Genomic DNA, 26,500 nt, shown 5'->3' with positions numbered 1-26,500 from the left:
GTCGCCGCCCCGGTTATCTACCAATATTGCGGGCTGGCGGGCTATTGGTAATTCTGCCGTTAACGCATAATAATGTGTTCACTGAATGTATCTGGCCTGCGGGCCGAGGGGTTAGAAGGATGAAACCATTTCGTTTGGCGGCGCTGTCTCTGGCGCTACTTACCGCGCTATCGATAACCGGCTGCGACGACAGCGGCAAACCGCAGGCGGCCGCGCCGGCGGCATCCGCAGCGGCGGATAACGCGCCCGCGAAGCCGGACAGCGCCCAGCTGGCGGCGCTGGCTGAGAAAAGCAAAGGCAAAGCGTTAACGCTGCTGGATGCCTCTGAAGTTCAGCTCGACGGCGCGGCGACGCTGGTGCTGACTTTTTCTATTCCTCTACAGCCGGATCAGGATTTCTCCCGCAGCGTGCATCTGGTCGACAAAAAAAGCGGCAAAGTTGACGGGGCATGGGAGCTGGCGCCCAACCTTAAAGAGCTGCGTCTTCGCCATCTTGAGCCAAAACGCGAGCTGATCGTTTCGGTGGATCCCACCCTGGCGGCGCTGAATAAAGCGACTTTTGACAGCAGCTTTGAAAAAACCATTACCACCCGCGACATCGCCCCGAGCATCGGCTTTGCCAGCCGCGGCTCGCTGCTGCCGGGGAAAGTCGTGGCCGGACTGCCGGTGATGGCGCTGAATGTCGATAACATCGACGTCAATTTTTTCCGGATTAAACCTGAATCACTTTCGGCCTTCGTCAGCCAATGGGAATACCGGAATTCCTTGAGCAACTGGGAGTCGGACGAGCTGCTGAAGATGGCCGATCTGGTCTACACCGGCCGTTTTGACCTCAACCCCGCGCGCAATACGCGCGAAAAACTGCTGTTGCCGCTGGCGGATATCAAGCCACTGCAGGAGCCGGGCGTCTATATCGCGGTGATGAATCAGGCGGGCCGCTACAGCTATAGCAACGCTGCGACGCTGTTCACCCTCAGCGATATTGGCGTATCCGCGCACCGTTATCACCATCGGCTGGATGTCTTTACCCAGAGTCTGGAAAACGGCGCGGCGCAGTCCGGTATCGATGTGCAGCTGCTGAACGCCAAAGGGCAAACCCTGGCGCAGGCGAAGAGCGACGCTCAGGGGCACGTGACGTTGCAAACGGATAAAGACGCGGCGCTGCTGCTGGCGCGTAAGGACGGGCAAACCACTCTGCTGGATCTTAAACTTCCGGCGCTGGATCTGGCTGAGTTTTCTATTGCCGGCGCGCCGGGCTTTAGCAAGCAGCTGTTTATGTTTGGTCCGCGCGATCTCTACCGCCCGGGCGAAACGGTGATCCTCAACGCGTTACTGCGCGATAGCGACGGCAGGCCGCTTCCCGAACAGCCGGTAAAGCTGGAAGTGGTGCAGCCGGATGGCCAGGTAATCCGCTCGACGGTCAGCAAACCGATCAATGGTCTGTATCAATTTACTTATCCGCTCGATAGCGGCGCGGCGACCGGGATGTGGCATATTCGCGCCAGTACCGGCGATAACCAGCCGCGCGAGTGGGATTTTCACGTTGAAGATTTTATGCCTGAGCGCATGGCGCTGAATCTCACGCCGCAAAATGCCCCCGTTTCGCCGGCTGCGGATGTCAGCTTTGCCGTAAGCGGGGCGTATTTGTACGGCGCGCCGGCCAGCGGCAACTCGCTGCAGGGTAAACTGTTCCTGCGTCCGCTGCGCGACGCGGTACCTGCGCTGCCGGGCTTCCAGTTTGGCGACATTGCCGAGGAGAATCTTTCCCGCAGCCTGGATGAAGTGCAGACCACCCTGGATGACCAGGGACATGCGGAAGTCACCGCCGCCAGCCAGTGGCAGGAGAGCCGCTCGCCGCTGCAGGTGATCCTGCAGGCCAGCCTGCTGGAGTCCGGCGGCAGACCGGTTACGCGCACCGTCAGGCAGCCGATCTGGCCGGCCGAAACGCTGCCTGGCATCCGTCCGGAATTCGCCCTGAAAGAGGTTTATGACTATCGCACCGACAGCACGATCAAGCAGCCGGTAGTGGATGAAAACAGCAACGCCACATTTGAAATTGTCTACGCCGATGCCAAAGGCGAAAAGAAAGCGGTCTCCGGGCTGCAGGTGCGATTAATTCGCGAACGTCGCGACTACTACTGGAACTGGTCCGAGAGCGAAGGCTGGCAGTCACAGTTCGATCAAAAAGATCTTCAGGAAGGTGAGGAATCGCTCGATCTCTCTGCCGGGCAAACGGCGAAAGTCAGTTTCCCGGTCGAGTGGGGCGCCTATCGCCTGGAAGTCAAAGGGCCGGATGATGTCGTCAGCAGCGTACGCTTCTGGGCAGGGTACAGCTGGCAGGATAACAGCGAAGGCCAGGGGGCGGCGCGTCCGGACCGCGTTACCATGAAGCTGGATAAACCGGCCTATAAACCCGGCGATACGATCAAGCTGCATATTGCCGCTCCGGCTGCCGGTAAAGGCTACGCGCTGGTGGAATCAAGCGAAGGGCCGCTGTGGTGGCAGGAGATTGACGTCCCGGCGGAAGGGATGGAATTATCTATCCCGGTGGATAAAGCCTGGAATCGTCACGACCTGTACCTCAGCACCCTGGTGATTCGCCCGGGGGATAAATCCCAGTCCGCAACGCCAAAACGGGCCGTGGGGCTGCTGCACCTGCCGCTTGGCGATGATAACCGTCGCCTGAATCTGGCGCTGGAAGCACCGGATAAAATGCGTCCTGACCAGCCGTTGAAAGTGAAGATTAAGGCCAGCCTCAAAGAAGGCGAGACGCCGAAACAGGTTAACGTTCTGCTCTCTGCCGTCGATAGCGGCGTACTCAATATTACCGACTACGCCACGCCGGATCCCTGGAACGCGTTCTTTGGCCAGAAACGCTACGGCGCCGATATTTACGATATCTATGGTCAGGTCATTGAAGGACAGGGGAGGCTCGCCAGCCTGCGCTTCGGCGGCGACGGCGATGAACTGAAACGCGGCGGTAAGCCGCCGGTTAATCACGTGACGATTATCGCCCAGCAGGCACAGCCGGTTGTGCTGGATGAGAAAGGCGAAGGGACGGTGACCCTGCCAATCGGCGACTTTAACGGCGAACTGCGGATCATGGCGCAGGCGTGGACGGCTGATGATTTCGGCAGCAGCGAAGAAAAAACGATCGTGGCGGCGCCGGTGATTGCGGAGCTGAATATGCCGCGTTTCCTCGCCAGCGGAGATACCACTCGCCTGGCGCTGGATCTCAGCAACCTGACCGATAAGCCGCAGACTCTCAACGTTGCGCTGGCAGCCAGCGGTCTGCTGCAGCTTGCAGGGGGAGAAATACCGCCGGTGCATCTGGCGCCCGGCGCGCGCAGCACCCTGTTTGTGCCCGTTCGCGCCCTACAAGGCTTTGGCGATGGTGAGGTAAATGCCACCATCAGCGGCCTGAACCTGCCGGGTGAAACTTTCACGCCAATGCAGAAGCAGTGGAAGCTGGGCGTGCGTCCCGCCTTCCCGGCGCAAACCGTGAATTCCGGCGCTGTCCTCCAGCCGGGGGAAAGCTGGCAGGCTCCGGCGGCGCAAAGCGAGGGTTTCTCGCCGGCCACGTTGCAGGGGCAGTTGGTGTTTAGCGGCAAGCCGCCGCTGAACCTGGCGCGCTATATTCGCGACCTGAAGGCCTATCCTTACGGCTGCCTGGAGCAGACCACCAGCGGGCTATTCCCGTCGCTCTATACCAACGCCGCCCAGCTTAAAGCCCTGGGGATCGGCGGCGATAGCGATGAAAAACGACGCGCGGCGGTGGATATCGGCATTTCTCGCCTGCTGCAGATGCAGCGCGATGACGGCGGTTTCGCCCTGTGGGACAGAGAGGGGCCGGAAGAGTACTGGCTAACCGCCTACACGATGGACTTCCTCGTCCGGGCGGGCGAGCAGGGCTATAGCGTACCAACCAATGCCGTCAATAACGGCAACCAGCGCCTGCTGCGTTATTTACAGGAGCCGGGGCTGATCGCCGTCCGCTACAGCGATGATGCCCAGGCCAGCCGTTTTGCCGCTCAGGCCTACGCCGCGCTGGTGCTGGCACGGCAGCAGAAAGCGCCGCTCGGCGCGCTGCGCGAAATCTGGAGCCGTCACGACCAGGCGCGTTCCGGTCTGCCGCTACTGCAGCTGGGCGTGGCCCTGAAATTGATGGGCGATGCGCCGCGCGGCGACGAAGCCCTGAAGCTGGCGCTGAGCACGTCGCGGCAGGAGGCGAACCGCTGGCTCGGCGATTACGGCAGCGAGCTGCGCGACGATGCGCTGAAGCTGGCGCTGCTGGAGGAGAACAAACTGCTGCCGGAAGCGCAAAATACGCTGCTCAGCAATCTGGCGGAAGAAGCCTACGGCCAGCGCTGGCTCTCGACGCAGGAGAGTAATGCCCTGTTCCTGGCCGGACGTACGTTGCAGGATCTTCCCGGCAGCTGGCAGGCGCAAACCTCCGTGCAGGCCGAACCGCTCTCCGGCGAGAAAGCGCAAACCCGTAACCTGACCGGCGATCAGCTGGCGGCCTTGCAGGTGACCAATACCGGTCAGCAGCCGCTGTGGCTGCGTCTCGATAGCAGCGGCTACCCGCAGAACGCGCCGCAGCCGGGGGGCAACGTACTGGGCATTGAACGGCAAGTTTTCGATACCCAGGGTCAGCAGAAATCGCTCTCTTCGCTGCGCAGCGGCGAACTAGTGCTGGTGAAGCTGGAGGTGACGGCTAAGCGTAACGTCCCGGACGCGCTGGTAGTGGATTTACTCCCGGCGGGGCTGGAGCTGGAAAACCAGAATCTGGCCAACAGCAGCGCCAGTCTGCAGGAGAACGGCGAGGTGGTGCAAAATCTGCTTAACCAGATGCAGCAGGCCGATATCCAGCACATTGAGTTTCGCGACGATCGCTTTGTGGCCGCGGTAGCTATCAATGAAGGCCAGCCGGTGACGCTGGTTTATCTGGCGCGCGCGGTGACGCCGGGCACCTATCAGGTACCGCAGCCGCAGGTTGAGTCGATGTACGTGCCGCAGTGGCGGGCAACTGGCGCAGCCAGCGGACCGCTAACCGTTGCGCCATAAATGCGGGCGCTGAGGCGTATCAAACGCCGCTGGCGCTGGCTGGCGGCGTTTATTTTTTTGCTGTGGCTATTGCTGCTGGCGGCAGACCGGCTGTGGCCGCTGCCGCTGCGTGAGGTTACCCCTGCCAGAGTAGTGGTGGCGGAAGACGGTACGCCGCTGTGGCGCTTTGCCGATGCGCAGGGCGTCTGGCGCTATCCGGTAACGCTGGCTGATGTTTCGCCGCGCTATTTGCAGGCGCTGATCCACTATGAAGATCGCTGGTTCTGGGAGCATCCCGGCGTTAACCCGTTGGCGATCGCTCGCGCCGCCTGGCAGGATCTCACTTCCGGGAGAGTGATCTCCGGAGGGAGCACCCTGACCATGCAGGTGGCGCGCCTGCTCGATCCTCATCCCCGCACCTTCGGCGGCAAGCTGCGTCAGCTATGGCGGGCGCTGCAGCTGGAGTGGCATCTGTCAAAAAGCGAGATCCTCACGCTCTATCTCAATCGGGCGCCGTTCGGCGGCACGCTGCAGGGGATTGGCGCGGCCAGCTGGGCTTATCTCGGTAAACCGCCCGCACAGCTAAGCTACGGCGAAGCGGCGCTGCTGGCCGTTCTGCCGCAGGCGCCAAGCAGGCTGCGCCCGGACCGCTGGCCGGAACGAGCGCAGGCGGCGCGCGATAAAGTGCTGCTGAGAATGGAAAATCAGGGCGTGTGGCCGCCGCAGCCGGTGCGAGAAGCTATCGAAGAGCCCGTCTGGCTGTTTCCGCGGCAGATGCCGCAGCTGGCGCCGCTTTTCTCCCGCCGCGCGCTGGCGAGCAGCCGGTCTGAGAAGGTAGTAACGACGCTGGATGCCGGGCTGCAGCGGCAGCTGGAAGATCTGGCGCTGAACTGGAAATCGCGCCTGCCGCCGCGCAGCTCTTTAGCGATGGTGGTGGTCGACCATACCAATATGAAGGTGCGCGGCTGGGTAGGATCGGCGGATATCAGTGATGATAGCCGCTTTGGCCACATTGATATGGTATCGGCGATCCGCTCCCCGGGTTCGGTACTGAAACCGTTTGTCTACGGCATGGCGCTGGATGAGGGACTGATCCATCCGGCTTCGCTATTACAGGATGTCCCGCGCCGGTTTAGCGACTACCGGCCGGGCAACTTTGACAGCGGTTTTCACGGGCCGGTAAGCGCCAGCGAAGCGCTGGTTCGCTCGTTGAACCTTCCGGCTGTGCAGGTGCTGGAGGCCTACGGGCCGAAGCGTTTTGCCGCCAGGCTGCGCAATGCCGGATTGCCGCTGATGCTGCCCGCCGGCGCGGAGCCGAATCTATCGCTGATCCTCGGCGGCGCCGGCGCGCGTCTGGCGGATATCGTGGCGGCGTACAGCGCGTTCGCCCGTCACGGTAAGGCGGGGCAACTGCGCATCACTCCTGATTCACCGCTGGTTGAACGACCGCTGCTGTCGCCGGGGGCCGCCTGGATTGTGCGGCGCATTCTGGCCGGCGAAGCGCAGCCGGTTCCCGATGCGTCGCTGGTACAGGTGGTGCCGCTGGCGTGGAAAACCGGAACCAGCTACGGCTATCGCGATGCCTGGGCAATCGGCGTGAACGCCCGCTATCTGATAGGTATCTGGACCGGAAGACCTGACGGCACGCCGGTTGTCGGACAGTTTGGCTTCGCCAGCGCGGTGCCGCTGCTGAATCAGGTCAATAATATGTTGCTGGCGCGGCCGGCAATGAGCCACGGCGGATTGCCGAGCGACCCGCGTCCCTCATCGGTCAGCGCCGGGACGGTTTGCTGGCCCGGCGGGCAGTATTTACCTGCGGGGGATGCGAACTGCCGCCGACGGCTGGCCACCTGGCTACTTGATGAGAGTCAGCCGCCGACCTTGCTGCTCCCTGGACAGGAAGGTATGCGAGGGATCCGCTTTCCGGTCTGGCTGAACGAAAAAGGACAGCGGGTGGCGGCAGATTGCCCCGGCGCGGTAGAGAAAAGCTTCGACGTCTGGCCGCTGCCGCTCGAACCCTGGCTACCCGCAGGCGAACGACGTCGGGTCAGGCTGCCTGCAGTTTCGGCGGCGTGTCCGCCGGTCCAAAGCGCTGATGCCGCACCGCTGGTGCTCTCGGGCATACGCGAGGGCGCAGTCGTTAAACGACTGCCCGGCGAGCAAAAGGTGATGCTGCCGCTGCAAACGACCGGAGGGGAAGGGCGGCGCTGGTGGTTTCTGAACGGCGAGCCGCTGCTGGCGGAAGGGGGCAGTGCGACGCTTGGCATCGATCGCCCTGACCGTTATCAACTGGTGGTGATGGATGAGGCGGGGCAAATTGTTGCCGCGAACTTCACGGTGCAATAAACAGAACTTGCCGTAATGGGCTGGATTTGTTGTTTAAGGTCGCTTTTTTTTAAAAAAATGTTACCTAAACAGATAGGCAATCGCCTTAGATGATGATTATAATTCGCGCCGTATTTATCGGTCTCATCTGCTCATCTGCAAAACAGAACAACATATATAAAGAGGTTATCATGGCTATTGAACGTACTTTTTCCATCATCAAACCAAACGCGGTGGCAAAAAACGTTATTGGCGGCATCTTTTCTCGCTTTGAAGCTGCAGGGTTCAAAATCGTTGGCACTAAAATGCTGCATCTGACCGTTGAGCAGGCTCGCGGCTTCTATGCTGAGCACGAAGGTCGCCCGTTCTTTGACGGTCTGGTTGAGTTCATGACTTCCGGGCCGATCGTTGTTTCCGTGCTGGAAGGCGAAAATGCGGTTCAGCGTCATCGTGACCTGCTGGGCGCAACCAACCCGGCGAACGCGCTGGCGGGTACGCTGCGCGCAGACTACGCTGACAGCTTCACCGAGAACGGCACCCACGGTTCCGATTCCGTTGAATCCGCTGCGCGCGAAATCGCGTTTTTCTTTGCTGAAGGCGAGGTTTGCCCGCGCACCCGCTAATCTCCCGCGTCTTTCACGCCACCGCTTTGTTGGCTTCATTCGCGCACCCCGGTCACATCGTTATCTATACTCCCGGGGATTTGCGAACTCGCCGTCTCGCCGTGACGTAAAATGCTTTGGAGATACCATCCTCGTCGCCTTTTCGACCGTCGCGGTGTTGGCTGCGCGCGTTCACCCCGGTCACGAGGAGCTGCCTGGCAGTTACAGATTTTTTCATCATTGCTGCGTGCAGACGTAGTATTGATGGGCCAGAATTTGTAGAATACAGCGCCCCGGCTGAGCAGTCGCTCCCGGGGCGTTTCTTTTTAACCCTCCAGGGGCCATAACGTGTAATAACGAGGCCGGAATCAATTATGTCTGAACAAATAGTCACACCTGATAGCGCCGCACTGACGGTGCCGAACAAAGATGCCAAAATCAACCTGCTGGATCTGAATCGTCAGCAGATGCGCGAGTTTTTCAAAAACATGGGCGAAAAGCCTTTCCGCGCCGATCAGGTGATGAAATGGATGTATCACTACTGCTGCGATAACTTTGACGAGATGACCGACATCAACAAAGTTCTGCGCGGCAAATTAAAGGAAGTCGCGGAAATCCGTGCCCCGGAAGTCGTGGAAGAACAGCGCTCCAGCGACGGCACCATCAAATGGGCGATTGCCGTTGGCGATCAGCGCGTCGAAACCGTGTATATCCCGGAAGACGATCGCGCCACCCTGTGCGTTTCTTCTCAGGTGGGCTGTGCGCTGGAGTGTAAATTCTGCTCCACGGCGCAGCAGGGCTTTAACCGCAACCTGCGGGTTTCGGAAATTATCGGCCAGGTCTGGCGCGCGGCGAAAATCGTCGGTGCGGTGAAGACCACCGGCGTGCGTCCGATTACCAACGTGGTAATGATGGGCATGGGCGAGCCGCTGCTGAACCTGACCAACGTGGTTCCGGCTATGGAAATCATGCTCGACGACTTCGGTTTTGGGCTCTCAAAACGTCGCGTCACGCTCTCCACTTCCGGCGTGGTGCCTGCGCTTGATAAGCTTGGCGATATGATTGACGTCGCGCTGGCTATCTCTCTGCACGCGCCGAACGATACCATTCGTGACGAAATCGTGCCGATCAACAAGAAATATAATATCGAGACCTTCCTGAACTCGGTACGTGGTTATATTTCGAAGTCCAATGCCAACCAGGGCCGCGTGACGATCGAATACGTCATGCTGGATCACGTCAACGACGGTACCGAGCATGCCCACGAGCTGGCGGCGCTGTTAAAAGATACGCCGTGCAAGATCAACCTCATCCCGTGGAACCCCTTCCCGGGAGCGCCGTATGGCCGCAGCTCTAACAGTCGCATCGACCGTTTCTCCAAGGTATTGATGGAGTATGGTTTCACCACTATCGTGCGTAAAACTCGCGGTGACGATATCGACGCAGCCTGCGGCCAACTGGCCGGCGACGTTATCGACCGAACCAAACGTACGCTGCGTAAACGTATGCAGGGCGAAGCGATCGACGTGAAGGCAGTCTGATAAATGATGCAGCGCACAGCCTGGGCGGTGCGCTGCATATTTATGTTGTATAGCCGGGCGAAATACGCTGTTCTGGTTAATAATTACGGTGCGTTTTTGTCGACTTTGAGGCAGTATGTAGCGGTACAACAACCGCTTAGCATTCAATATTGATAAGTCTCTGTGATAGTACGTCATACGGACTTATACTGTTTGTCTGACGTTGAGCAGATGTCTCGCGGCGCGGGGTCACCGGCGCTGAATTTTAAATTTCACGTACCAGTAGTTGTAGCGAATGAATACTGAAGCCACTCAAGACCATCAAGAAGCAAACACTACGGGCGCGCGTTTGCGTAACGCCCGCGAACAACTCGGGCTCAGCCAGCAAGCGGTGGCTGAGCGCTTATGCCTGAAGGTTTCCACGGTTCGTGATATTGAAGACGATAAGGCACCCGCCGATCTGGCTTCAACCTTCCTGCGCGGCTATATCCGCTCTTATGCCCGCCTCGTGCACATCCCTGAAGAAGAACTGCTGCCGATGATGGCGAAGCAGGCTCCCATTCGTGCGGCAAAAGTGGCGCCAATGCAGAGCTTCTCGCTGGGTAAACGTCGCAAAAAACGCGACGGCTGGCTAATGAGTTTTACCTGGCTGGTGCTGTTCGTGGTGATTGGCCTCAGCGGCGCGTGGTGGTGGCAGGACCACAAAGCGCAGCAGGACGAGATCTCCACCATGGCCGATCAGTCCTCCGCCGAGCTGAACGCTGGCGATAACAACAGCCAAAGTATTCCTCTGGACAATGGTTCGGCGAATTCTTCCGCCGATACCGCTGCTAACAGCGCGCCGGCAGAGACCTCTTCTGCGCCAGCCACCTCGGCTCCGGCTGCGACTGCGGCCCCGGTCGATAACAACGCCGTTGTTGCGCCTTCTCAGGCGAACGTTGACACGGCGGCTACCCCAGCGCCCGCCAGTCCAACTTCGCCGCTACCGACCGACCAGGCAAACGTGGCCGCTGCGCCGGCCTCGGCTCAGGATCTGGTGCTGAATTTCACCGCCGACTGCTGGCTGGAAGTGAGCGATGCGACGGGTAAAAAGCTGTTCAGCGGGTTGCAGCGTAAAGGCGGTAATCTCAATCTGAGCGGCCAGGCACCTTATAAACTGAAAATCGGTGCACCGGCGGCGGTACAGATACAGTATCTGGGTAAACCAGTCGATTTGAGTCGTTTTATCAGAACTAACCAGGTTGCACGTCTGACCCTTAATGCCGAACAATCACCGGCGCAGTAACAGACGGGTAACGCGGGAGATTTTTCATGCATAACCAGGCTCCGATTCAACGTAGAAAATCAAAGCGAATTTACGTTGGGAATGTGCCGATTGGCGATGGCGCCCCCATCGCCGTACAGTCGATGACAAACACGCGCACCACCGATGTGGCGGCGACGGTAAATCAAATTAAAGCCCTTGAGCGCGTTGGCGCGGATATCGTTCGTGTTTCGGTGCCAACGATGGACGCGGCAGAAGCCTTTAAGCTTATCAAACAGCAGGTGAGCGTACCGCTGGTTGCCGATATCCACTTCGATTACCGCATTGCGCTGAAGGTAGCGGAATACGGCGTTGATTGTCTGCGTATTAACCCGGGCAATATCGGTAACGAAGAGCGTATCCGCATGGTGGTGGACTGCGCTCGTGATAAAAATATTCCCATCCGTATCGGGGTAAACGCTGGTTCTCTGGAAAAAGATCTCCAGGAGAAATACGGTGAACCGACTCCGCAGGCGCTGCTGGAATCGGCAATGCGCCATGTCGATCATCTCGATCGTCTCAATTTCGATCAGTTTAAAGTCAGCGTAAAAGCTTCCGATGTGTTCCTCGCGGTCGAATCCTATCGTCTGCTGGCGAAACAGATCGACCAGCCTCTGCATCTCGGGATTACCGAAGCGGGCGGCGCGCGCAGCGGCGCGGTGAAGTCCGCGATCGGCCTCGGACTGCTGCTGTCTGAAGGGATCGGCGATACCTTGCGCGTTTCTCTGGCAGCGGATCCGGTTGAAGAGATCAAAGTTGGCTTCGATATTCTCAAGTCGCTGCGCATTCGCTCTCGCGGGATCAACTTCATTGCCTGCCCGACATGTTCACGTCAGGAGTTTGACGTTATCGGTACCGTTAACGCCCTGGAGCAGCGCCTGGAAGACATCATTACGCCGATGGACATTTCGATCATTGGCTGCGTGGTGAATGGCCCAGGCGAGGCGCTGGTGTCGACGCTCGGCGTGACCGGCGGCAACAAGAAAAGCGGCCTGTACGAAGACGGCGTCCGTAAAGACCGACTGGATAACGACGATATGATCGATCAGCTGGAAGCGCGTATTCGCGCTAAAGCATCGATGCTGGATGAGGCGCGTCGTATCGATATTCAGCAGGTTGAAGCGAAATAACGTGTTGGGAAGCGATACGCTTCCCGTGTATGATTGAACCTGCGGGCGCGAGGCGCCGGGGTTCATTTTTGTATATATAAAGAGAATAAACGTGGCAAAGAACATTCAAGCCATTCGCGGCATGAACGATTATCTGCCGGGCGAAACCGCTCTCTGGCAGCGCATTGAAGGCTCACTGAAGCAGGTGCTTGGTAGCTACGGTTACAGCGAAATCCGTATGCCGATTGTAGAGCAGACCCCGTTATTCAAACGCGCTATCGGCGAAGTGACCGACGTGGTTGAAAAAGAGATGTATACCTTTGAGGACCGTAACGGCGATAGCCTGACCCTGCGTCCGGAAGGTACGGCGGGTTGCGTACGCGCCGGCATCGAACATGGTCTCCTGTACAATCAAGAACAGCGCCTGTGGTATATCGGGCCAATGTTCCGCCACGAGCGTCCGCAAAAAGGCCGCTATCGTCAGTTCCACCAGATTGGTGCGGAAGCGTTCGGTCTGCAGGGGCCGGATATCGATGCCGAGCTGATCATGCTGACCGCCCGCTGGTGGCGTGAACTGGGGATCTCCAGCCACGTTGCCCTTGAGCTGAACTCTATCGGTTCGCTGGAAGCTCGCGCCAGCTATCGCGACGCGCTGGTGGCTTATCTTGAGCAGTATAAGGATAAGCTCGATGAAGACTGCAAACGCCGCATGTACACCAACCCGCTGCGCGTGCTGGATTCTAAAAACCCGGAAGTTCAGGCGCTGCTGAACGATGCGCCGACGCTGGGTGATTATCTTGACGAAGAGTCCAAAGCGCACTTCGCCGGGCTTTGCGCGCTGCTGGACGATGCCGGTATTCGCTATACCGTGAATCAGCGTCTGGTGCGCGGTCTCGACTATTACAACCGCACCGTGTTTGAGTGGGTTACCACCAGCCTCGGCTCACAGGGAACCGTCTGTGCCGGTGGGCGTTATGACGGTCTGGTTGAGCAGCTTGGCGGTCGCGCAACGCCTGGCGTCGGCTTTGCGATGGGGCTGGAACGTCTTGTTTTACTGGTTCAGGCAGTGAATCCGGAATTTAAAGCCGATCCTGTTGTCGATATATACCTGGTAGCCTCCGGAACTGACACCCAGTCCGCAGCAATGCGTCTGGCTGAACAGGTACGCGATGCGTTACCCGGCGTTAAGCTGATGACCAACCACGGCGGCGGCAACTTTAAGAAGCAGTTTGCTCGCGCTGATAAATGGGGCGCTCGCGTTGCGCTGGTGCTGGGCGAAGCAGAAATCGCTGACGGAAACGTGGTAGTGAAAGATTTACGCTCAGGTGAGCAAACTACCGTAACGCAGGATAGCGTTGCCGCGCATTTGCGCACACTTCTGGGTTAATTTCCCGGGAAACATTAGTCAGGAGAAGGACTGCGTGGAACTTTACAATAACGAAAACGATCAGGTCGACGCGCTGAAGCGCTTCTTTGCTGAAAATGGCAAAGCGCTGGCCGTTGGGGTGATTTTGGGCGTTGGCGCGCTGGTTGGCTGGCGCTACTGGACCTCCCATCAGTTGGATACCGCCAGAGGCTCGTCTCTGGCTTATGAAAATGCGATTTCCGCGCTTAAAGCGGATAAACCAGAGGCGCTGAACGCGGCGCAGAAATTTGCCGCCGACAGCAAAAACACCTATGGTGCGTTTGCTTCTCTTGAGCTGGCGCAGCAGTTTGTTGAGAAAAACGATCTGCAGAACGCTGAAAAGCAGCTTCAGCAGGGGCTTGCCGCTGCTTCTGATGATAACCTGAAATCGGTTATCAATATGCGTCTTGCTCGCGTACAGCTACAGCTTAAGCAGCCTGATGCCGCGCTGAAAACCCTGGATGCCGTGAAAGGCGAAGGCTGGACCGCGATTGTCGCCGACCTGCGCGGCGAGATCCTGCTGAGCAAAGGCGATAAGCAAGGGGCGAAAGCGGCCTGGGAAGCGGGCGCGAAAAGCGATGCTTCGCCGGCGCTCAGCGAAATGATGCGTATGAAAATAAATAATTTGTCCATCTGAGAGGGACTCGATGCAATTGCGTAAATTACTTTTGCCAGGGCTGCTTTCCGTTACCTTATTGAGCGGTTGTTCGCTGTTTAACAGCGAAGAAGATGTGGTGAAAATGTCGCCACTGCCGACGGTGGAAAACCAGTTTACGCCGTCCACGTCCTGGAGCACCTCCGTTGGCGGCGGTATTGGCGAATTCTACTCTAACCTGCACCCGGCTTTTGCTGATGGCGTTGTGTATGCCGCCGATCGTAAAGGCACCGTTAAAGCCCTGAATTCAGGCGACGGCAAAGAGGTGTGGTCGGTTAACCTGGCCGAGAAAGACGGCTGGTTCTCCCGCGCGCCTGCGCTGCTCTCCGGCGGCGTGACCGTCTCGGGTGGCCATGTGTATATCGGTAGCGAAAAAGCGAAAGTTTACGCGCTGAATACCAGCGACGGCACCGTCGCATGGGAAGCGAGCGTAGCGGGTGAAGCGATTTCCCGTCCGGTCGTCAGTGACGGTATGGTGTTGATTCACACCACTAACGGTCAGCTGCAGGCGCTGAACGAAGCTGACGGCGCGGTGAAATGGACCGTTAACCTGGATATGCCAGCGCTCTCTCTGCGCGGCGAATCCGCTCCGGCTACCGCATACGGCGCAGCGATTGTGGGCGGCGATAACGGTCGCGTCAGCGCGGTGCTGATGCAGCAGGGGCAGATGATTTGGCAGCAACGTATCTCTACCGCCACCGGTCCGACGGAAATCGACCGTCTTAACGACGTCGATACGACGCCGGTTATCGTGAACGGTGTGATTTATGCGCTGGCCTATAACGGCAACCTGACGGCTTTGGATCTGCGCAGCGGCCAGATTATGTGGAAACGCGAGCTGGGTTCAGTGAACGATTTCATCGTCGACGGCAACCGTATTTACCTGGTTGATCAAAACGACCGTCTGCTGGCGCTCACCACCGACGGCGGCGTGACGCTGTGGACGCAAAGCGATCTACTGCACCGTCTGCTGACGGCGCCTGTGCTGTATAATGGCAACCTGGTTGTTGGCGATAGCGAAGGCTATATGCACTGGGTCAACCCGGAAGATGGTCACTTTGTGGCTCAGCAGAAGGTAGACAGCTCAGGCTTCCTGACCGATCCGGTTGTTGCTGACGGCAAACTGCTGATTCAGGCGAAAGACGGTACGCTGTACGCGATTACGCGTTAACAACAGCGGTAGTCTATTTTTGAGAAACGGCCCCTGGCAGACAGGGGCCGTTTTGGCTTTTTTAAAAACGCCGTGAAAATGGCGTTGTATCGATTTTAGTATGAGGCATTTAACATGATACCTGTGGTCGCGCTTGTCGGGCGCCCTAACGTTGGAAAATCCACGCTTTTTAACCGCTTAACGCGCACTCGCGATGCGTTGGTCGCGGATTTCCCGGGGCTGACTCGTGACCGTAAGTACGGTCGTGCTGAAGTGGAAGGCCGCGAATTTATCTGTATCGATACCGGCGGGATCGACGGTACCGAAGATGGCGTAGAAACGCGGATGGCGGAACAGTCGCTGCTGGCGATTGAAGAAGCGGACGTGGTGCTGTTTATGGTCGATGCGCGGGCGGGCCTGATGCCGGCGGACTCGGCAATCGCTAAACATCTGCGCTCCCGCGAAAAGCCGACCTTCCTGGTGGCAAACAAAACTGACGGCATCGATGCCGATCAGGCGATCGCCGATTTTTGGTCGCTGGGGTTAGGCGAGATTTATCCTATCGCCGCTTCACACGGTCGCGGCGTCACCAGTCTGCTGGAGCACGTCCTGCTGCCGTGGGTTGATGAGGTGAACCCGCCGGAAGAAGTGGACGAAGACGCGGCATACTGGGCACAGTTTGAAGCCGAGCAGAACGGCGAAGCAGTTGAAGAGCCGGAAGAAGATTTTAACCCACAGGATCTGCCGATTAAGCTGGCGATAGTGGGTCGCCCGAACGTGGGTAAGTCAACGCTCACCAACCGTATCCTGGGCGAAGACCGCGTAGTGGTCTACGACATGCCCGGAACGACCCGCGACAGCATCTACATCCCGATGCAGCGCGACGAGCGTGAATATGTGCTGATTGACACCGCCGGCGTGCGCAAACGCGGTAAGATCACCGATGTCGTCGAGAAATTCTCGGTGATTAAAACCCTGCAGGCGATCGAAGACGCCAACGTGGTGCTGCTGGTGATTGATGCGCGGGAGGGGATTTCCGATCAGGATCTCTCTCTGCTGGGCTTTATCCTCAACAGCGGTCGCTCGCTGGTGATTGTCGTTAACAAATGGGACGGCCTGAGCCAAGAAGTTAAAGAGCAGGTGAAAGAGACTCTGGACTACCGTCTGGGCTTTATCGACTTTGCCCGCGTGCACTTTATCTCCGCGCTGCACGGTAGCGGCGTAGGCAACCTGTTTGAATCCGTGCGCGAAGCGTACGACAGCGCAACCCGTCGCGTGGGTACCGCTATGCTGACCCGCATCATGACCATGGCTGCCGAAGACCATCAGCCGCCGCTGGTGCGCGGTCGTCGCGTGAAGCTGAAATATGCCCACGCCGGGGGGTATAACCCGCCGATCGTGGTTATTCACGGTAATCAGGTTAAAGATCTGCCGGATTCGTATAAGCGCTACCTGATGAACTACTTCCGTAAATCACTGGAAGTGATGGGCACGCCAATTCGCATTCAGTTCAAGGAAGGGGAAAACCCGTTTGCCAACAAACGTAATACTCTGACGCCTAATCAGATGCGTAAGCGTAAGCGCTTGATTAAACACATCAAGAAAAGCAAATAAGCTATCCGTCAGCATTAAAAATAGAAAGCCCGCATCCGTCGGGCTTTTTTATTATCGGCCACCGATCATGCGCAGAATAATAAACTCGCTTGAGGCTGCGTTATAAATGTGAGAAAAACCAGGGAGGATAAATATTTTTGTGACAATGAGGTCAGAATGAAAAGCTTCTTAACTCTCCTGATGCTGTTTCTTTTTCCCATAGCCTGTACCGCTGAATCACAACCTGTTGAACCGCGCGTTAAGCCTGCTTATCCAGCGAAAGCCGCAAAAAAAGGGATACCGGGTCAGGTTAAAGCGCAATTTGACGTTGACGAGAATGGGCGGGTGACTAACATTCAGTTATTAAGCTCCGATCCCTCCGGAATGTTTGATAATGAAGTCAGGGCCGCAATGGGAAAATGGCGATACGTTAAAGGGAAGCCTTCCAGCAATAACATCATTACCATTCATTTCACGCCGGGGCCGTGTTCCGTTGAGGTGCCAGCGCCAAATCAGCCCGGCAGTATTCGAAGCGGTGGCGTCCCTTTTCGCTAAGATGAATGCACGTGAAATAACGAAGGGACAATCGAAATAAACGCCGGGAACAGGGATATGAAAAAAACAATCGTGATGTTCGCTTTGGTCATATTAACCAGCAGCTGTACGCCGTTTCATCCTGCTGACTGTCATAAAACCTCAGCGCTTGGGAGCTGTAGCTCTGGACGATTCAGCGATGATGATGAATATGGCAGGCAGGCGAGATCGATAAAAGAGTCTATTGATTCCCGATTATCCAATCGCTACGGCTGGACGGGGAAAAAATGCACGATCCATGTGAGTTTCAGCTATGAGGGGAAACTGAATAGCATCACAACGAGTGAAGGTAATAAAAAATATTGCGCTGCGCTGATTGATGCCGCTAAACGGGCCACCTTCCCGCCGTTCACCGATAAGCAGGTGTACGACGCTTTTGCTCAGTCCCGGTTCAGTATGCAGGGTGAGTAAAATAAACGCGGCGATCCGCTCGGGAGCGAATAGTCTGCTGGAGTTCAGTGGCTGGCAGCAGCCACAGATTGTGCAACCGTGATAAAATAAAGCCACATACCCGTCGTCAGGAGTCACCATGGAATTTGATTGCCCCGTGTGCCATGCGCAGCTTGCTGTGCAGGGCAATAGCGCCCACTGCGCGCATTGCGCGAAAGAGTATGTTGTTGAAGCCCGCTGCCCGGACTGCCACAAGCCGCTGGAAGTATTAAAAGCCTGCGGCGCGGTAGATTATTTTTGTCAGAATGGCCACGGGCTGATTTCAAAAAAACGCGTCGAGTTTGTGCCGGTTTAATTTTTATCGCTGACGCAGCTTTCACCGTCGCGCCAGAGTTCAACCAGTGATTCTGGCGCACGCTCCTCCGGGATGAGAATAATCAGGCTGTGGTAGTGCTGCTCGCTGACGATCTGAATGCGAAAAAAACGCTGGTCGCCGCTGCCCGGCGAGTCGGGCTGCCCCGGCGGCTTGCCCAGCGGTAGCGATTGTTGAAGAATTGAAGCGATCCGCTGCTTCTGTTGCTCGTTGAGCTTCGCAACCACAATCTTACGCATTCCACTGAGCGCCGGGATCCAGGCGACGCCCCCCTCGCGAGCCAGTTCAATAATCGCATCATCGCTAAGATCGGCAAGATTCATAGCACCACTCCGACGCGCCCCCAGGCTTGAGTAATGGCATCAGCGATCTCTTTGCCAAAACGTTTTTCGCCATGGCGAACCGTGAGCCTGGCAAAGGTTGAAAAATCAGCGTCTTTTGCCAGAGAGTTATCACACACCGCGTCATACCAGGCGTGGCCCGCTTTTTGCCACGCAAAACCGCCGATCGCGCGGGCGGCGAGATAAAAGGCGTGATTAGGAATGCCGGAATTGATATGTACGCCGCCGTTATCCTGCTGGGTATGCACAAAATCTTTCATGTGAGCGGGCTGCGGATCTTTGCCAAGGATGGGGTCATCGTAAGCGGAGCCGGGCTGAGACATAGAGCGCAGACCTTTGCCGTGAATGCCTTTCGCGAGCAGTCCCTCACCTATTAGCCAGTCCGCCTTGTCCGCCGTTTGCTGGCGCTGATATTGTTTGACCAGCGAGCCAAAGACGTCCGAGAGTGATTCGTTAAGCGCGCCAGATTGTTCGAAGTAGATAAGACCGGCTTCGCTCTCCGTCACGCCATGGCTTAGCTCGTGCGCGACGACGTCAATGGCGATAGTAAAGCGATTAAAAATCTCGCCATCACCGTCGCCAAATACCATTTGCTGGCCGTTCCAGAACGCATTTTGATATTCGTGGCCATAGTGGACGCTGCCGGTGAGCTTTAGCCCGCGGTTATCCAGAGAATCGCGCTGGTAGCTCTTCCAGAAAAACTCATGGGTGATGCCGAGATAGTCATAGGCTTCATCAACGGCCACATCACCGTTGGAGGGCTGCCCCTCAAAACGGACCTGCGTTCCCGGTAGTTCCTGGGTTTGCCCGGCATCGTAAATGTCGCGCTCAAGCTGGCCCGGCGTGGTGACATGGGGAGCAGCGGGGCGTCCGGGAACATGCGCCATCAGGGACTGAACATGGCTGAGGGTATTCTGCGCGCAGCGCTGCTGCTGAAGCGAGCCATGGTCGACAATGCGGCGTAAAATATAGGGCGGAATCACATAACGAGGATAAGCAACAGGCATATCACGCTCCTTAGCCGGATAGAACCGTTTAAAAAGGGCATGAGAGCAGTATAGTTATCCCCGGTTGAAAAGGCAGAATAATCAGGCTTTTTTACGGGAGCGCGTTTTCTTCGCCGGCGTGATGTTTTTCACTTCGCTCTCCACCCAGCCATCGTTCAGGCGGGTAGTGAGAAGGTCTCCCTCGCGTACCTGTTTGGTCTGCTTCAGCACTTTGCCGTCGCTGGCGGAAGTCACGCTATAGCCGCGGGCGAGCGTCGCCAGCGGGCTGACGGCTTCCAGATGCGTGACCATATTGCCGAAGCGCTCGCGCTGCTCGCCGAGGCGGCTGCGGATATTTTCCGCCAGGCGATATTCCAGCTGTTGAATACGGCTCTGGGCACGGTGAATACGCGGCTGCGGATTTTGCTGATTCAGACGCTGCGTAGCGCGCTGCTGGCGCTGATCGGCGCGCTTCATCTGCGTCTCAAGAGCGAAACGCATGCGCTGACGCAACCTTTCCAGCTCCGTTTGCTGGCGAGCAAGGCGCAACTGAGGATGCTGCTGCTGCAGGCGGTGAAATATCTGGGTAAAGCGACGATGGCGGTTGGCAAGGAAGTAGTCCATCGCCATCTCAAGACGCTGCTGTCCTGACTGGAGCTGGCGCAGCAGCTCCAGCTGGTTACGGCTGACCATTTCTGCCGCCGCGGAAGGCGTTGGCGCGCGCAGGTCGGCGACGAAATCGGCAATAGTGACGTCAGTTTCATGGCCCACGGCGCTGACGATGGGAATCGGACTGCTAAATATCGCCCGCGCCACCCGCTCGTCGTTAAAACTCCATAAATCTTCCAGCGAACCGCCGCCGCGTCCGACGATAAGTACGTCGCATTCGCGGCGCGCGTTGGCCAGTTCAATCGCGCGAACAATCTGCCCCGGTGCGTCTTCGCCCTGAACGGCGGTCGGATAAATAATCACCGGCAGGGAAGGGTCGCGACGCTTGAGCACCTGTAAAATATCATGCAGCGCGGCGCCGGTTTTAGAGGTAATGACGCCTACGCAGTGCGCAGGGGAGGGAAGCGCTTTTTTATGCTGCTGATCGAACAAGCCTTCCGCCGCCAGGGCGGCCTTCAGCTGTTCATACTTCTGCTGAAGCAGTCCTTCGCCCGCAGGCTGCATGCTCTCCACGATAATCTGATAATCGCCGCGCGGCTCGTAAAGGGTGATGTTGGCGCGAACCAGTACCTGCTGCCCGTGCTGCGGACGGAAGGTCACCCGGCGGTTGCTGTTGCGAAACATTGCGCAGCGCACCTGGGCGTTATCGTCTTTTAAGGTAAAGTACCAGTGACCGGAAGAGGGCTGGCTGAAATTGGAAATCTCGCCGCTGATCCATACCTGGCCCATTTCACGTTCCAGCAGCAGCCGGACCGACTGATTGAGGCGGCTAACCGTGTAAATTGAGGGGGATTGAGATGGCAACATGTGAGCAAGATCAAATTCTAAATCAGCAGGTTATTCAGTCGATAGTAACCTGCTGAGATGGGATCGCAAGTATTATTTGCAAAAAAGGGTAGATGCAATCGGTTACGCTCTGTATAATGCCACGGCAATATTTATCCACCCTGGTCGAGATATTGCCCATGCTACGTATCGCTAAAGAAGCTCTGACGTTTGACGACGTCCTCCTCGTTCCCGCTCATTCAACCGTTCTGCCAAACACCGCCGATCTCAGCACCCAGCTGACGAAAACCATTCGCCTGAATATTCCTATGCTCTCCGCAGCAATGGATACCGTGACGGAAGCGCGTCTGGCGATTGCCCTGGCACAGGAAGGCGGCATCGGTTTTATTCATAAAAACATGTCTATCGAGCGTCAGGCGGAAGAAGTTAAGCGCGTGAAGAAGCATGAGTCCGGCGTGGTTACCGACCCGCAGACCGTTCTGCCGACTACGACTCTGCGCGAAGTTAAAGAGCTGACTGAACGTAACGGTTTTGCTGGCTATCCGGTTGTGACCGAAGACAATGAGCTGGTCGGCATCATTACCGGCCGCGATGTGCGTTTCGTCACCGACCTGAACCAGCCGGTTAGCGTATATATGACGCCGAAAGAGCGTCTGGTTACCGTTCGCGAAGGTGAAAGCCGCGAAGTGGTCTTTGCCAAAATGCATGAAAAACGCGTTGAGAAAGCCCTGGTTGTGGATGACAGCTTCCATCTTCTCGGCATGATCACCGTTAAAGATTTCCAGAAAGCGGAACGTAAACCGAACGCCTGTAAAGATGAGCAGGGTCGCCTGCGCGTTGGCGCAGCGGTTGGCGCGGGCGCGGGTAACGAAGAGCGCGTTGATGCGCTGGTTGCCGCGGGCGTCGATATTCTGCTGATCGACTCTTCTCACGGTCACTCTGAGGGCGTATTGCAGCGTATTCGCGATACCCGCGCAAAATATCCTGACCTGCAAATCATCGGCGGCAACGTGGCGACCGGCGCGGGCGCACGTGCGCTGGCGGAAGCAGGCTGCAGCGCGGTGAAAGTGGGTATCGGCCCTGGCTCCATCTGTACGACGCGTATCGTGACCGGCGTGGGTGTTCCACAGATCACCGCCGTTTCTGACGCGGTTGAAGCGCTGGAAGGCACCGGTATACCGGTTATCGCCGACGGCGGTATTCGTTTCTCCGGCGATATCGCCAAAGCCATCGCCGCTGGTGCTTCAGCCGTCATGGTTGGCTCGATGCTGGCGGGTACCGAAGAGTCCCCGGGCGAAATCGAACTCTACCAGGGGCGTTCTTACAAATCTTACCGCGGTATGGGTTCCCTTGGCGCGATGTCTAAAGGCTCCTCCGATCGCTACTTCCAGACCGATAACGCCGCCGACAAACTGGTACCGGAAGGTATCGAAGGTCGCGTCGCCTATAAAGGCCGTCTGAAAGAGATTATTCACCAGCAGATGGGCGGACTGCGCTCCTGTATGGGCCTGACCGGTTGTGGTACCATCGACACCCTGCGGACCAAAGCGGAATTCGTGCGCATCAGCGGCGCGGGTATCCAGGAGAGTCACGTTCACGACGTGACCATTACCAAGGAATCCCCGAACTACCGCATGGGCTCCTGATTTTCATCGCCCGGCCACGCGCCGGGCGATTTATTTAACCTGTATCACTTGCCTCGGAATTATCGTCAATGACGGATAACATTCATAAACATCGTATTCTTATCCTGGACTTCGGTTCTCAGTACACCCAGCTGGTTGCGCGTCGCGTTCGTGAATTGGGTGTCTACTGCGAACTGTGGGCATGGGACGTGACGGAAGCTCAAATTCGTGAGTTCAATCCTAACGGCATCATTCTTTCCGGCGGCCCGGAAAGCACTACCGAAGATAACAGCCCGCGCGCGCCGCAGTATGTCTTCGAAGCTGGCGTGCCGGTCTTTGGCATCTGCTACGGTATGCAGACCATGGCGATGCAGCTGGGCGGCCACGTTGAAGCCTCTAATGAGCGTGAATTTGGCTACGCGCAGGTTGAAGTTCAGACCGATAGCGCGCTGATCCACGGCATTGAAGATGCGCTGAGCGCGGACGGCAACGCTATGCTGGACGTCTGGATGAGCCACGGCGACAAAGTCACCGCCATCCCGTCTGACTTCGTTACCGTTGCCAGCACCGAAACCTGCCCGTTCGCCATTATGGCCAACGAAGAGAAGCGCTTCTACGGCGTGCAGTTCCACCCGGAAGTGACCCACACCCGTCAGGGCCTGCGCATGCTGGAGCGTTTTGTACGCGAGATTTGCCAGTGTGAAGCGCTGTGGACCCCGGCCAAAATTATCGACGACGCCATCGAACGTATTCGTCAGCAAGTGGGCGACGACAAAGTCATTCTCGGCCTCTCCGGCGGCGTGGACTCGTCTGTTACCGCAATGCTGCTGCATCGCGCTATCGGCAAAAACCTGACCTGCGTCTTCGTGGATAACGGTCTGCTGCGTCTTAATGAAGCTCAGCAGGTTATGGATATGTTCGGCGATCGTTTCGGTCTGAACATCGTTCACGTCGAAGGCGAGGCGCGTTTCCTGGCTGCGCTGGCGGGCGAAAACGATCCGGAAGCGAAGCGTAAAATCATCGGCCGCGTGTTTGTTGAAGTGTTTGACGAAGAAGCGCTGAAGCTGGAAGACGTGAAATGGCTGGCGCAGGGGACTATCTACCCTGACGTGATCGAGTCTGCGGCTTCCGCAACCGGCAAAGCGCACGTTATCAAATCTCACCACAACGTGGGCGGCCTGCCGAAAGAGATGAAGATGGGCCTCGTTGAACCGCTGCGCGAGCTGTTCAAAGATGAAGTGCGTAAGATTGGCCTCGAGCTGGGCCTGCCGTACGACATGCTGTATCGTCACCCGTTCCCGGGCCCGGGTCTCGGCGTGCGCGTGCTGGGCGAAGTGAAGAAAGAGTACTGTGACCTGCTGCGTCGCGCGGATGCCATCTTCATTGAAGAGCTGCACAAAGCTGACCTGTACAACAAAGTGAGCCAGGCGTTCACCGTATTCCTGCCGGTGCGTTCCGTCGGCGTAATGGGCGATGGCCGTAAGTACGACTGGGTGGTCTCCCTGCGCGCAGTTGAAACCATCGACTTTATGACCGCTCACTGGGCGCACCTGCCGTACGATTTCCTCGGCCGCGTGTCCAACCGCATCATCAATGAAGTTAACGGTATCTCCCGCGTGGTGTATGACATCAGCGGTAAGCCGCCGGCTACCATTGAGTGGGAATAAGCTGATTTAGCACATTGATTTAATTCAATAAAAATAATGCCATTAATGATTTCTTACCTCATTAATGGCATTTTTTATGGAGTGTGAAAAGGTATGGGCTAGCGCTACAAGGTGATAAGCGTACGTTTTCGCCGATGGTTTGTGAACGATAACGGATTTCAATATTAGGGGATGATCTGCTGCGCAAAGGAATTAATCGCTCCCTCATCACTAATATAAGATGGATAAATCGTCGCGAGGTGCTTCTTCATGGGGAAAACGCTCTTTCCTCCCGGTGCAATCATCCCTCCGTTGGCAACCACTGTTTTCCCTTCTTTATCCTCGGTGATATTCGCCAGGGAGACAAAGTACGGGGTAGGATTTGAACCTTCAATTCCACCATTGACCTTTTTCCAGATGATTGACTTTCCTGCCTGATTGGCGCTGCCGGCTAATCCCTGCGGGCGGTAAAAAATTTTAATTCTTGAACGAACCGCCATTTTTAGCTGGTTTTTATTGTCTTTTTTCGTCGCCGGAATTTCCAGCACGTTTAGCCAGAATAAGGATTCTTTATCACCGGGCAGCTTTTCTCCCGTATATATCATGCGCAGCGTCTGGCCTTTACCGCCGTTGATGCGGTTAATAGGAGGAGTAATCGTAAAGGGCGCTTTGGCCGTCTCCGGCGTGGCATTAGGGTCCCCGGCGTCAATCCAGACCTGTGCGAGAGCCGGCTTATCTCCAACATTATCAATTTTTACCGTTACTTCACGCTCTTTTTCCGGATAGACGAAGCGGGTTCCGGTGATGACAATATCGGCTAAAGCAGAACTTATCCCGCAAAAAGCGAAAATGATTATCATGATATGACTGTAAATTATTTTTCGAGGCATAATATATTTCTCCCTTATAAACTATAGCGTGCAGACCAATGCTAAATCGTAAGGTTATCCTTCATTGTTACGCTTTATCGTGCCTCAGTTTTAATGGGTAAAATTTAAAAAAGAAATTTTACCCACCATATTAAAAAAGAGACGAATATGACTTTACTTTCCTGAAACCACCGTCACAAATAGGTAATAGTAAAAATGACGGAACCATTAGCTGGCCCTGCCGTGACGTTGGTATCAGACTGAACATAGCGAGCTTTTAGCGGGATGGTATAGGTGGCGTTATCTTGTTGTGTAAGATTGGTCAGGTTAAAGCCGCCGGAACCATCCAGCGGTATGCTGCCGGATATATTTCTTTGTGATAATTCAATGCCGACCCCGGTGGCTGCATTGGCTCCAGAATCCAGTTTGGCCAGTGAAGGGTTGCCTTCAATGACGCCGTTAGCGCTTTTAAAGGTAATAGAGACAACGTTTTCGGCATTGGAACCGGTAAGTTTGTCCGTTTTTTCAGTATAGGTGTAATTGCCATAACCATAGAATGGTGGGCATCCCTGCAGTACGATATCAAAATCCTTCCACTCGGTAACCGTTCCCGGGCTGGTAAAATCACCAACCGCATGGTTGTCAAGATTCACATCAATATTGGACGTTGCCAGCTGACAGGTTTTGGTGTGGATCATTGTTGAACCCACGAAATTCAAATTGACAAAAACATTGTTTACAATGAAAGGGGAGTTTGAACCAGAGGTAATCTGAAATGTTGGAAAGGATGAACCATCAACCTGCTGAGTACCTCCTGCAATAGGACCGGTCTTGATAAGTTCTACGGTTACTTTCCAAAATTGGCCCAGACCTTGGGTAAGAGTGCCATAGCTTATACTTTGACTTCTCTCCCAAAGGTGAGGGAAGGAAGTATAATCTACCTCTATCCCGGAAAGATAAAAAATAGCCCCAATACCGGAAACGTTGGTTGGGAATATATCTTTACCACCTGACTTCACTGCCGGCCCCGACGGCGTGGATATAACCTCAGTTTTTGTATATGTGTTCATTGTGTATGGCGCGGATGCAATATCTTCAAGCTCAACGGTACATGCGAATGATGTAGTTCTGCTGGCACTTCGATAGTCCTGGCGATATAAAATTTTACCTACCGGAACGTCTTCACCGGCGGTGGATATTCCGAGACCAACAACGGGGATTGAAATGTTATCGGTATATAACTCTGTGAATTCACAATGAAGAGCCTGGGCCTGAGATGTGAATATGCAGGCCAGACCGAGGCTCAGGTATTTTACCGGCCGGAATTGTGTTTTAAAAAAACGAACGACAGTTAATAACACTTTCATTTAAACCCTCACAAATTACCATCAGTGCATATCATGTTCAACCGGATTCGGGAGAAACGGTAAACGTCCATTGTTAACCAGAGAGGCGTTATCGCCGGTGGCTTGAGTGCTTTCCGGCTTTGTTGAATAAATCAGATTTCGGGTAAG

Annotated in this window: 20 protein-coding genes; 15 read left to right on the top strand and 5 right to left on the bottom strand. The window is 56.3% G+C overall.

What is annotated here, in order from left to right; genetic code table 11:
• Positions 1 to 119 precede the first annotated feature (119 nt).
• The 13 genes from HMPREF3178_RS02765 to HMPREF3178_RS02705 all read left to right on the top strand — a co-directional run bounded on the left by HMPREF3178_RS02765 (position 120) and on the right by HMPREF3178_RS02705 (position 18,046).
• Complete coding sequence (locus HMPREF3178_RS02765; RefSeq protein ID WP_017145540.1) at positions 120 to 5,066, top strand: alpha-2-macroglobulin family protein; 4,947 nt, start codon at positions 120 to 122, stop codon at positions 5,064 to 5,066.
• Entirely contained in the window at positions 5,067 to 7,391 is a 2,325-nt protein-coding gene (gene pbpC / locus HMPREF3178_RS02760; protein ID WP_017145541.1) for a peptidoglycan glycosyltransferase PbpC, read from the top strand.
• 170 nt (positions 7,392 to 7,561) lie between these two features.
• Positions 7,562 to 7,993 (top strand): nucleoside-diphosphate kinase, encoded by a 432-nt coding sequence (ndk, locus tag HMPREF3178_RS02755; protein WP_004114414.1) that lies wholly within the window; start codon positions 7,562 to 7,564, stop codon positions 7,991 to 7,993.
• Between the two features lie 353 nt (positions 7,994 to 8,346).
• Positions 8,347 to 9,513 (top strand): dual-specificity RNA methyltransferase RlmN, encoded by a 1,167-nt coding sequence (locus tag HMPREF3178_RS02750; RefSeq protein ID WP_004104488.1) that lies wholly within the window; start codon positions 8,347 to 8,349, stop codon positions 9,511 to 9,513.
• Between the two features lie 274 nt (positions 9,514 to 9,787).
• Positions 9,788 to 10,777 carry a cytoskeleton protein RodZ gene (gene rodZ / locus HMPREF3178_RS02745; protein WP_004104487.1) on the top strand — a complete coding sequence of 330 codons (990 nt, stop codon included), beginning with the start codon at positions 9,788 to 9,790 and terminating at the stop codon, positions 10,775 to 10,777.
• A gap of 26 nt (positions 10,778 to 10,803) precedes the next feature.
• A complete protein-coding gene (gene ispG / locus HMPREF3178_RS02740) occupies positions 10,804 to 11,925 on the top strand; it encodes a flavodoxin-dependent (E)-4-hydroxy-3-methylbut-2-enyl-diphosphate synthase (RefSeq protein ID WP_004104485.1) in 1,122 nt (373 codons plus the stop codon).
• A 91-nt stretch (positions 11,926 to 12,016) separates the two neighbouring features.
• Positions 12,017 to 13,291, top strand: coding sequence for a histidine--tRNA ligase (hisS, locus tag HMPREF3178_RS02735; RefSeq protein ID WP_004104483.1), 1,275 nt, complete (start codon positions 12,017 to 12,019; stop codon positions 13,289 to 13,291).
• Positions 13,292 to 13,325: 34 nt separating this feature from the next.
• Entirely contained in the window at positions 13,326 to 13,946 is a 621-nt protein-coding gene (locus HMPREF3178_RS02730; RefSeq protein WP_004104480.1) for a YfgM family protein, read from the top strand.
• A gap of 10 nt (positions 13,947 to 13,956) precedes the next feature.
• Positions 13,957 to 15,135 (top strand): outer membrane protein assembly factor BamB, encoded by a 1,179-nt coding sequence (gene bamB, locus HMPREF3178_RS02725; RefSeq protein WP_004104478.1) that lies wholly within the window; start codon positions 13,957 to 13,959, stop codon positions 15,133 to 15,135.
• Positions 15,136 to 15,249: 114 nt separating this feature from the next.
• A complete protein-coding gene (der, locus tag HMPREF3178_RS02720; RefSeq protein ID WP_004104476.1) occupies positions 15,250 to 16,728 on the top strand; it encodes a ribosome biogenesis GTPase Der in 1,479 nt (492 codons plus the stop codon).
• Positions 16,729 to 16,884: 156 nt separating this feature from the next.
• On the top strand, positions 16,885 to 17,262 hold the full coding sequence (locus tag HMPREF3178_RS02715; RefSeq protein ID WP_023321425.1) for a TonB family protein: 378 nt from the start codon (positions 16,885 to 16,887) through the stop codon (positions 17,260 to 17,262).
• A 57-nt stretch (positions 17,263 to 17,319) separates the two neighbouring features.
• Complete coding sequence (locus HMPREF3178_RS02710) at positions 17,320 to 17,712, top strand: cell envelope integrity TolA C-terminal domain-containing protein (protein WP_004104474.1); 393 nt, start codon at positions 17,320 to 17,322, stop codon at positions 17,710 to 17,712.
• Positions 17,713 to 17,830: 118 nt separating this feature from the next.
• Positions 17,831 to 18,046, top strand: a complete 216-nt coding sequence (locus HMPREF3178_RS02705) for a zinc ribbon domain-containing protein (RefSeq protein WP_004104473.1) — start codon at positions 17,831 to 17,833, stop codon at positions 18,044 to 18,046.
• Here HMPREF3178_RS02705 and HMPREF3178_RS02700 read toward each other — a convergent pair.
• The 3 genes from HMPREF3178_RS02700 to xseA all read right to left on the bottom strand — a co-directional run bounded on the left by HMPREF3178_RS02700 (position 18,043) and on the right by xseA (position 20,867).
• Positions 18,043 to 18,387 carry a protealysin inhibitor emfourin gene (locus HMPREF3178_RS02700; protein ID WP_004104472.1) on the bottom strand — a complete coding sequence of 115 codons (345 nt, stop codon included), beginning with the start codon at positions 18,385 to 18,387 and terminating at the stop codon, positions 18,043 to 18,045. The genes HMPREF3178_RS02705 and HMPREF3178_RS02700 overlap by 4 nt on opposite strands.
• On the bottom strand, positions 18,384 to 19,412 hold the full coding sequence (locus HMPREF3178_RS02695) for a M4 family metallopeptidase (RefSeq protein ID WP_004104471.1): 1,029 nt from the start codon (positions 19,410 to 19,412) through the stop codon (positions 18,384 to 18,386). The genes HMPREF3178_RS02700 and HMPREF3178_RS02695 overlap by 4 nt, the downstream gene beginning before the upstream one ends.
• Before the next feature lie 81 nt (positions 19,413 to 19,493).
• Complete coding sequence (xseA, locus tag HMPREF3178_RS02690; protein WP_023321423.1) at positions 19,494 to 20,867, bottom strand: exodeoxyribonuclease VII large subunit; 1,374 nt, start codon at positions 20,865 to 20,867, stop codon at positions 19,494 to 19,496.
• A gap of 158 nt (positions 20,868 to 21,025) precedes the next feature.
• Here xseA and guaB point away from each other — a divergent pair, with 158 nt between their 5' ends.
• Together guaB and guaA are read left to right on the top strand one after the other, a co-directional pair.
• Entirely contained in the window at positions 21,026 to 22,492 is a 1,467-nt protein-coding gene (guaB, locus tag HMPREF3178_RS02685; RefSeq protein ID WP_004104469.1) for an IMP dehydrogenase, read from the top strand.
• Positions 22,493 to 22,560: 68 nt separating this feature from the next.
• Complete coding sequence (guaA, locus tag HMPREF3178_RS02680; protein ID WP_004104468.1) at positions 22,561 to 24,138, top strand: glutamine-hydrolyzing GMP synthase; 1,578 nt, start codon at positions 22,561 to 22,563, stop codon at positions 24,136 to 24,138.
• Between the two features lie 164 nt (positions 24,139 to 24,302).
• On the opposite strand, the gene HMPREF3178_RS02675 is transcribed toward guaA, so the two are convergent.
• Both HMPREF3178_RS02675 and HMPREF3178_RS29345 read right to left on the bottom strand, forming a co-directional pair.
• A complete protein-coding gene (locus HMPREF3178_RS02675) occupies positions 24,303 to 25,007 on the bottom strand; it encodes a fimbrial biogenesis chaperone (protein WP_004104466.1) in 705 nt (234 codons plus the stop codon).
• Between the two features lie 173 nt (positions 25,008 to 25,180).
• Positions 25,181 to 26,353, bottom strand: coding sequence for a fimbrial protein (locus HMPREF3178_RS29345; RefSeq protein ID WP_077270096.1), 1,173 nt, complete (start codon positions 26,351 to 26,353; stop codon positions 25,181 to 25,183).
• Between the last annotated feature and the right edge of the window lie 147 nt (positions 26,354 to 26,500).

This window comes from Klebsiella sp. HMSC09D12, assembly GCF_001808475.1.
GTDB lineage: Bacteria > Pseudomonadota > Gammaproteobacteria > Enterobacterales > Enterobacteriaceae > Klebsiella > Klebsiella oxytoca.
The sequence above is the reverse complement of the archived record's forward strand: the minus strand, read 5'-3'. Positions and strand labels throughout refer to the sequence as shown.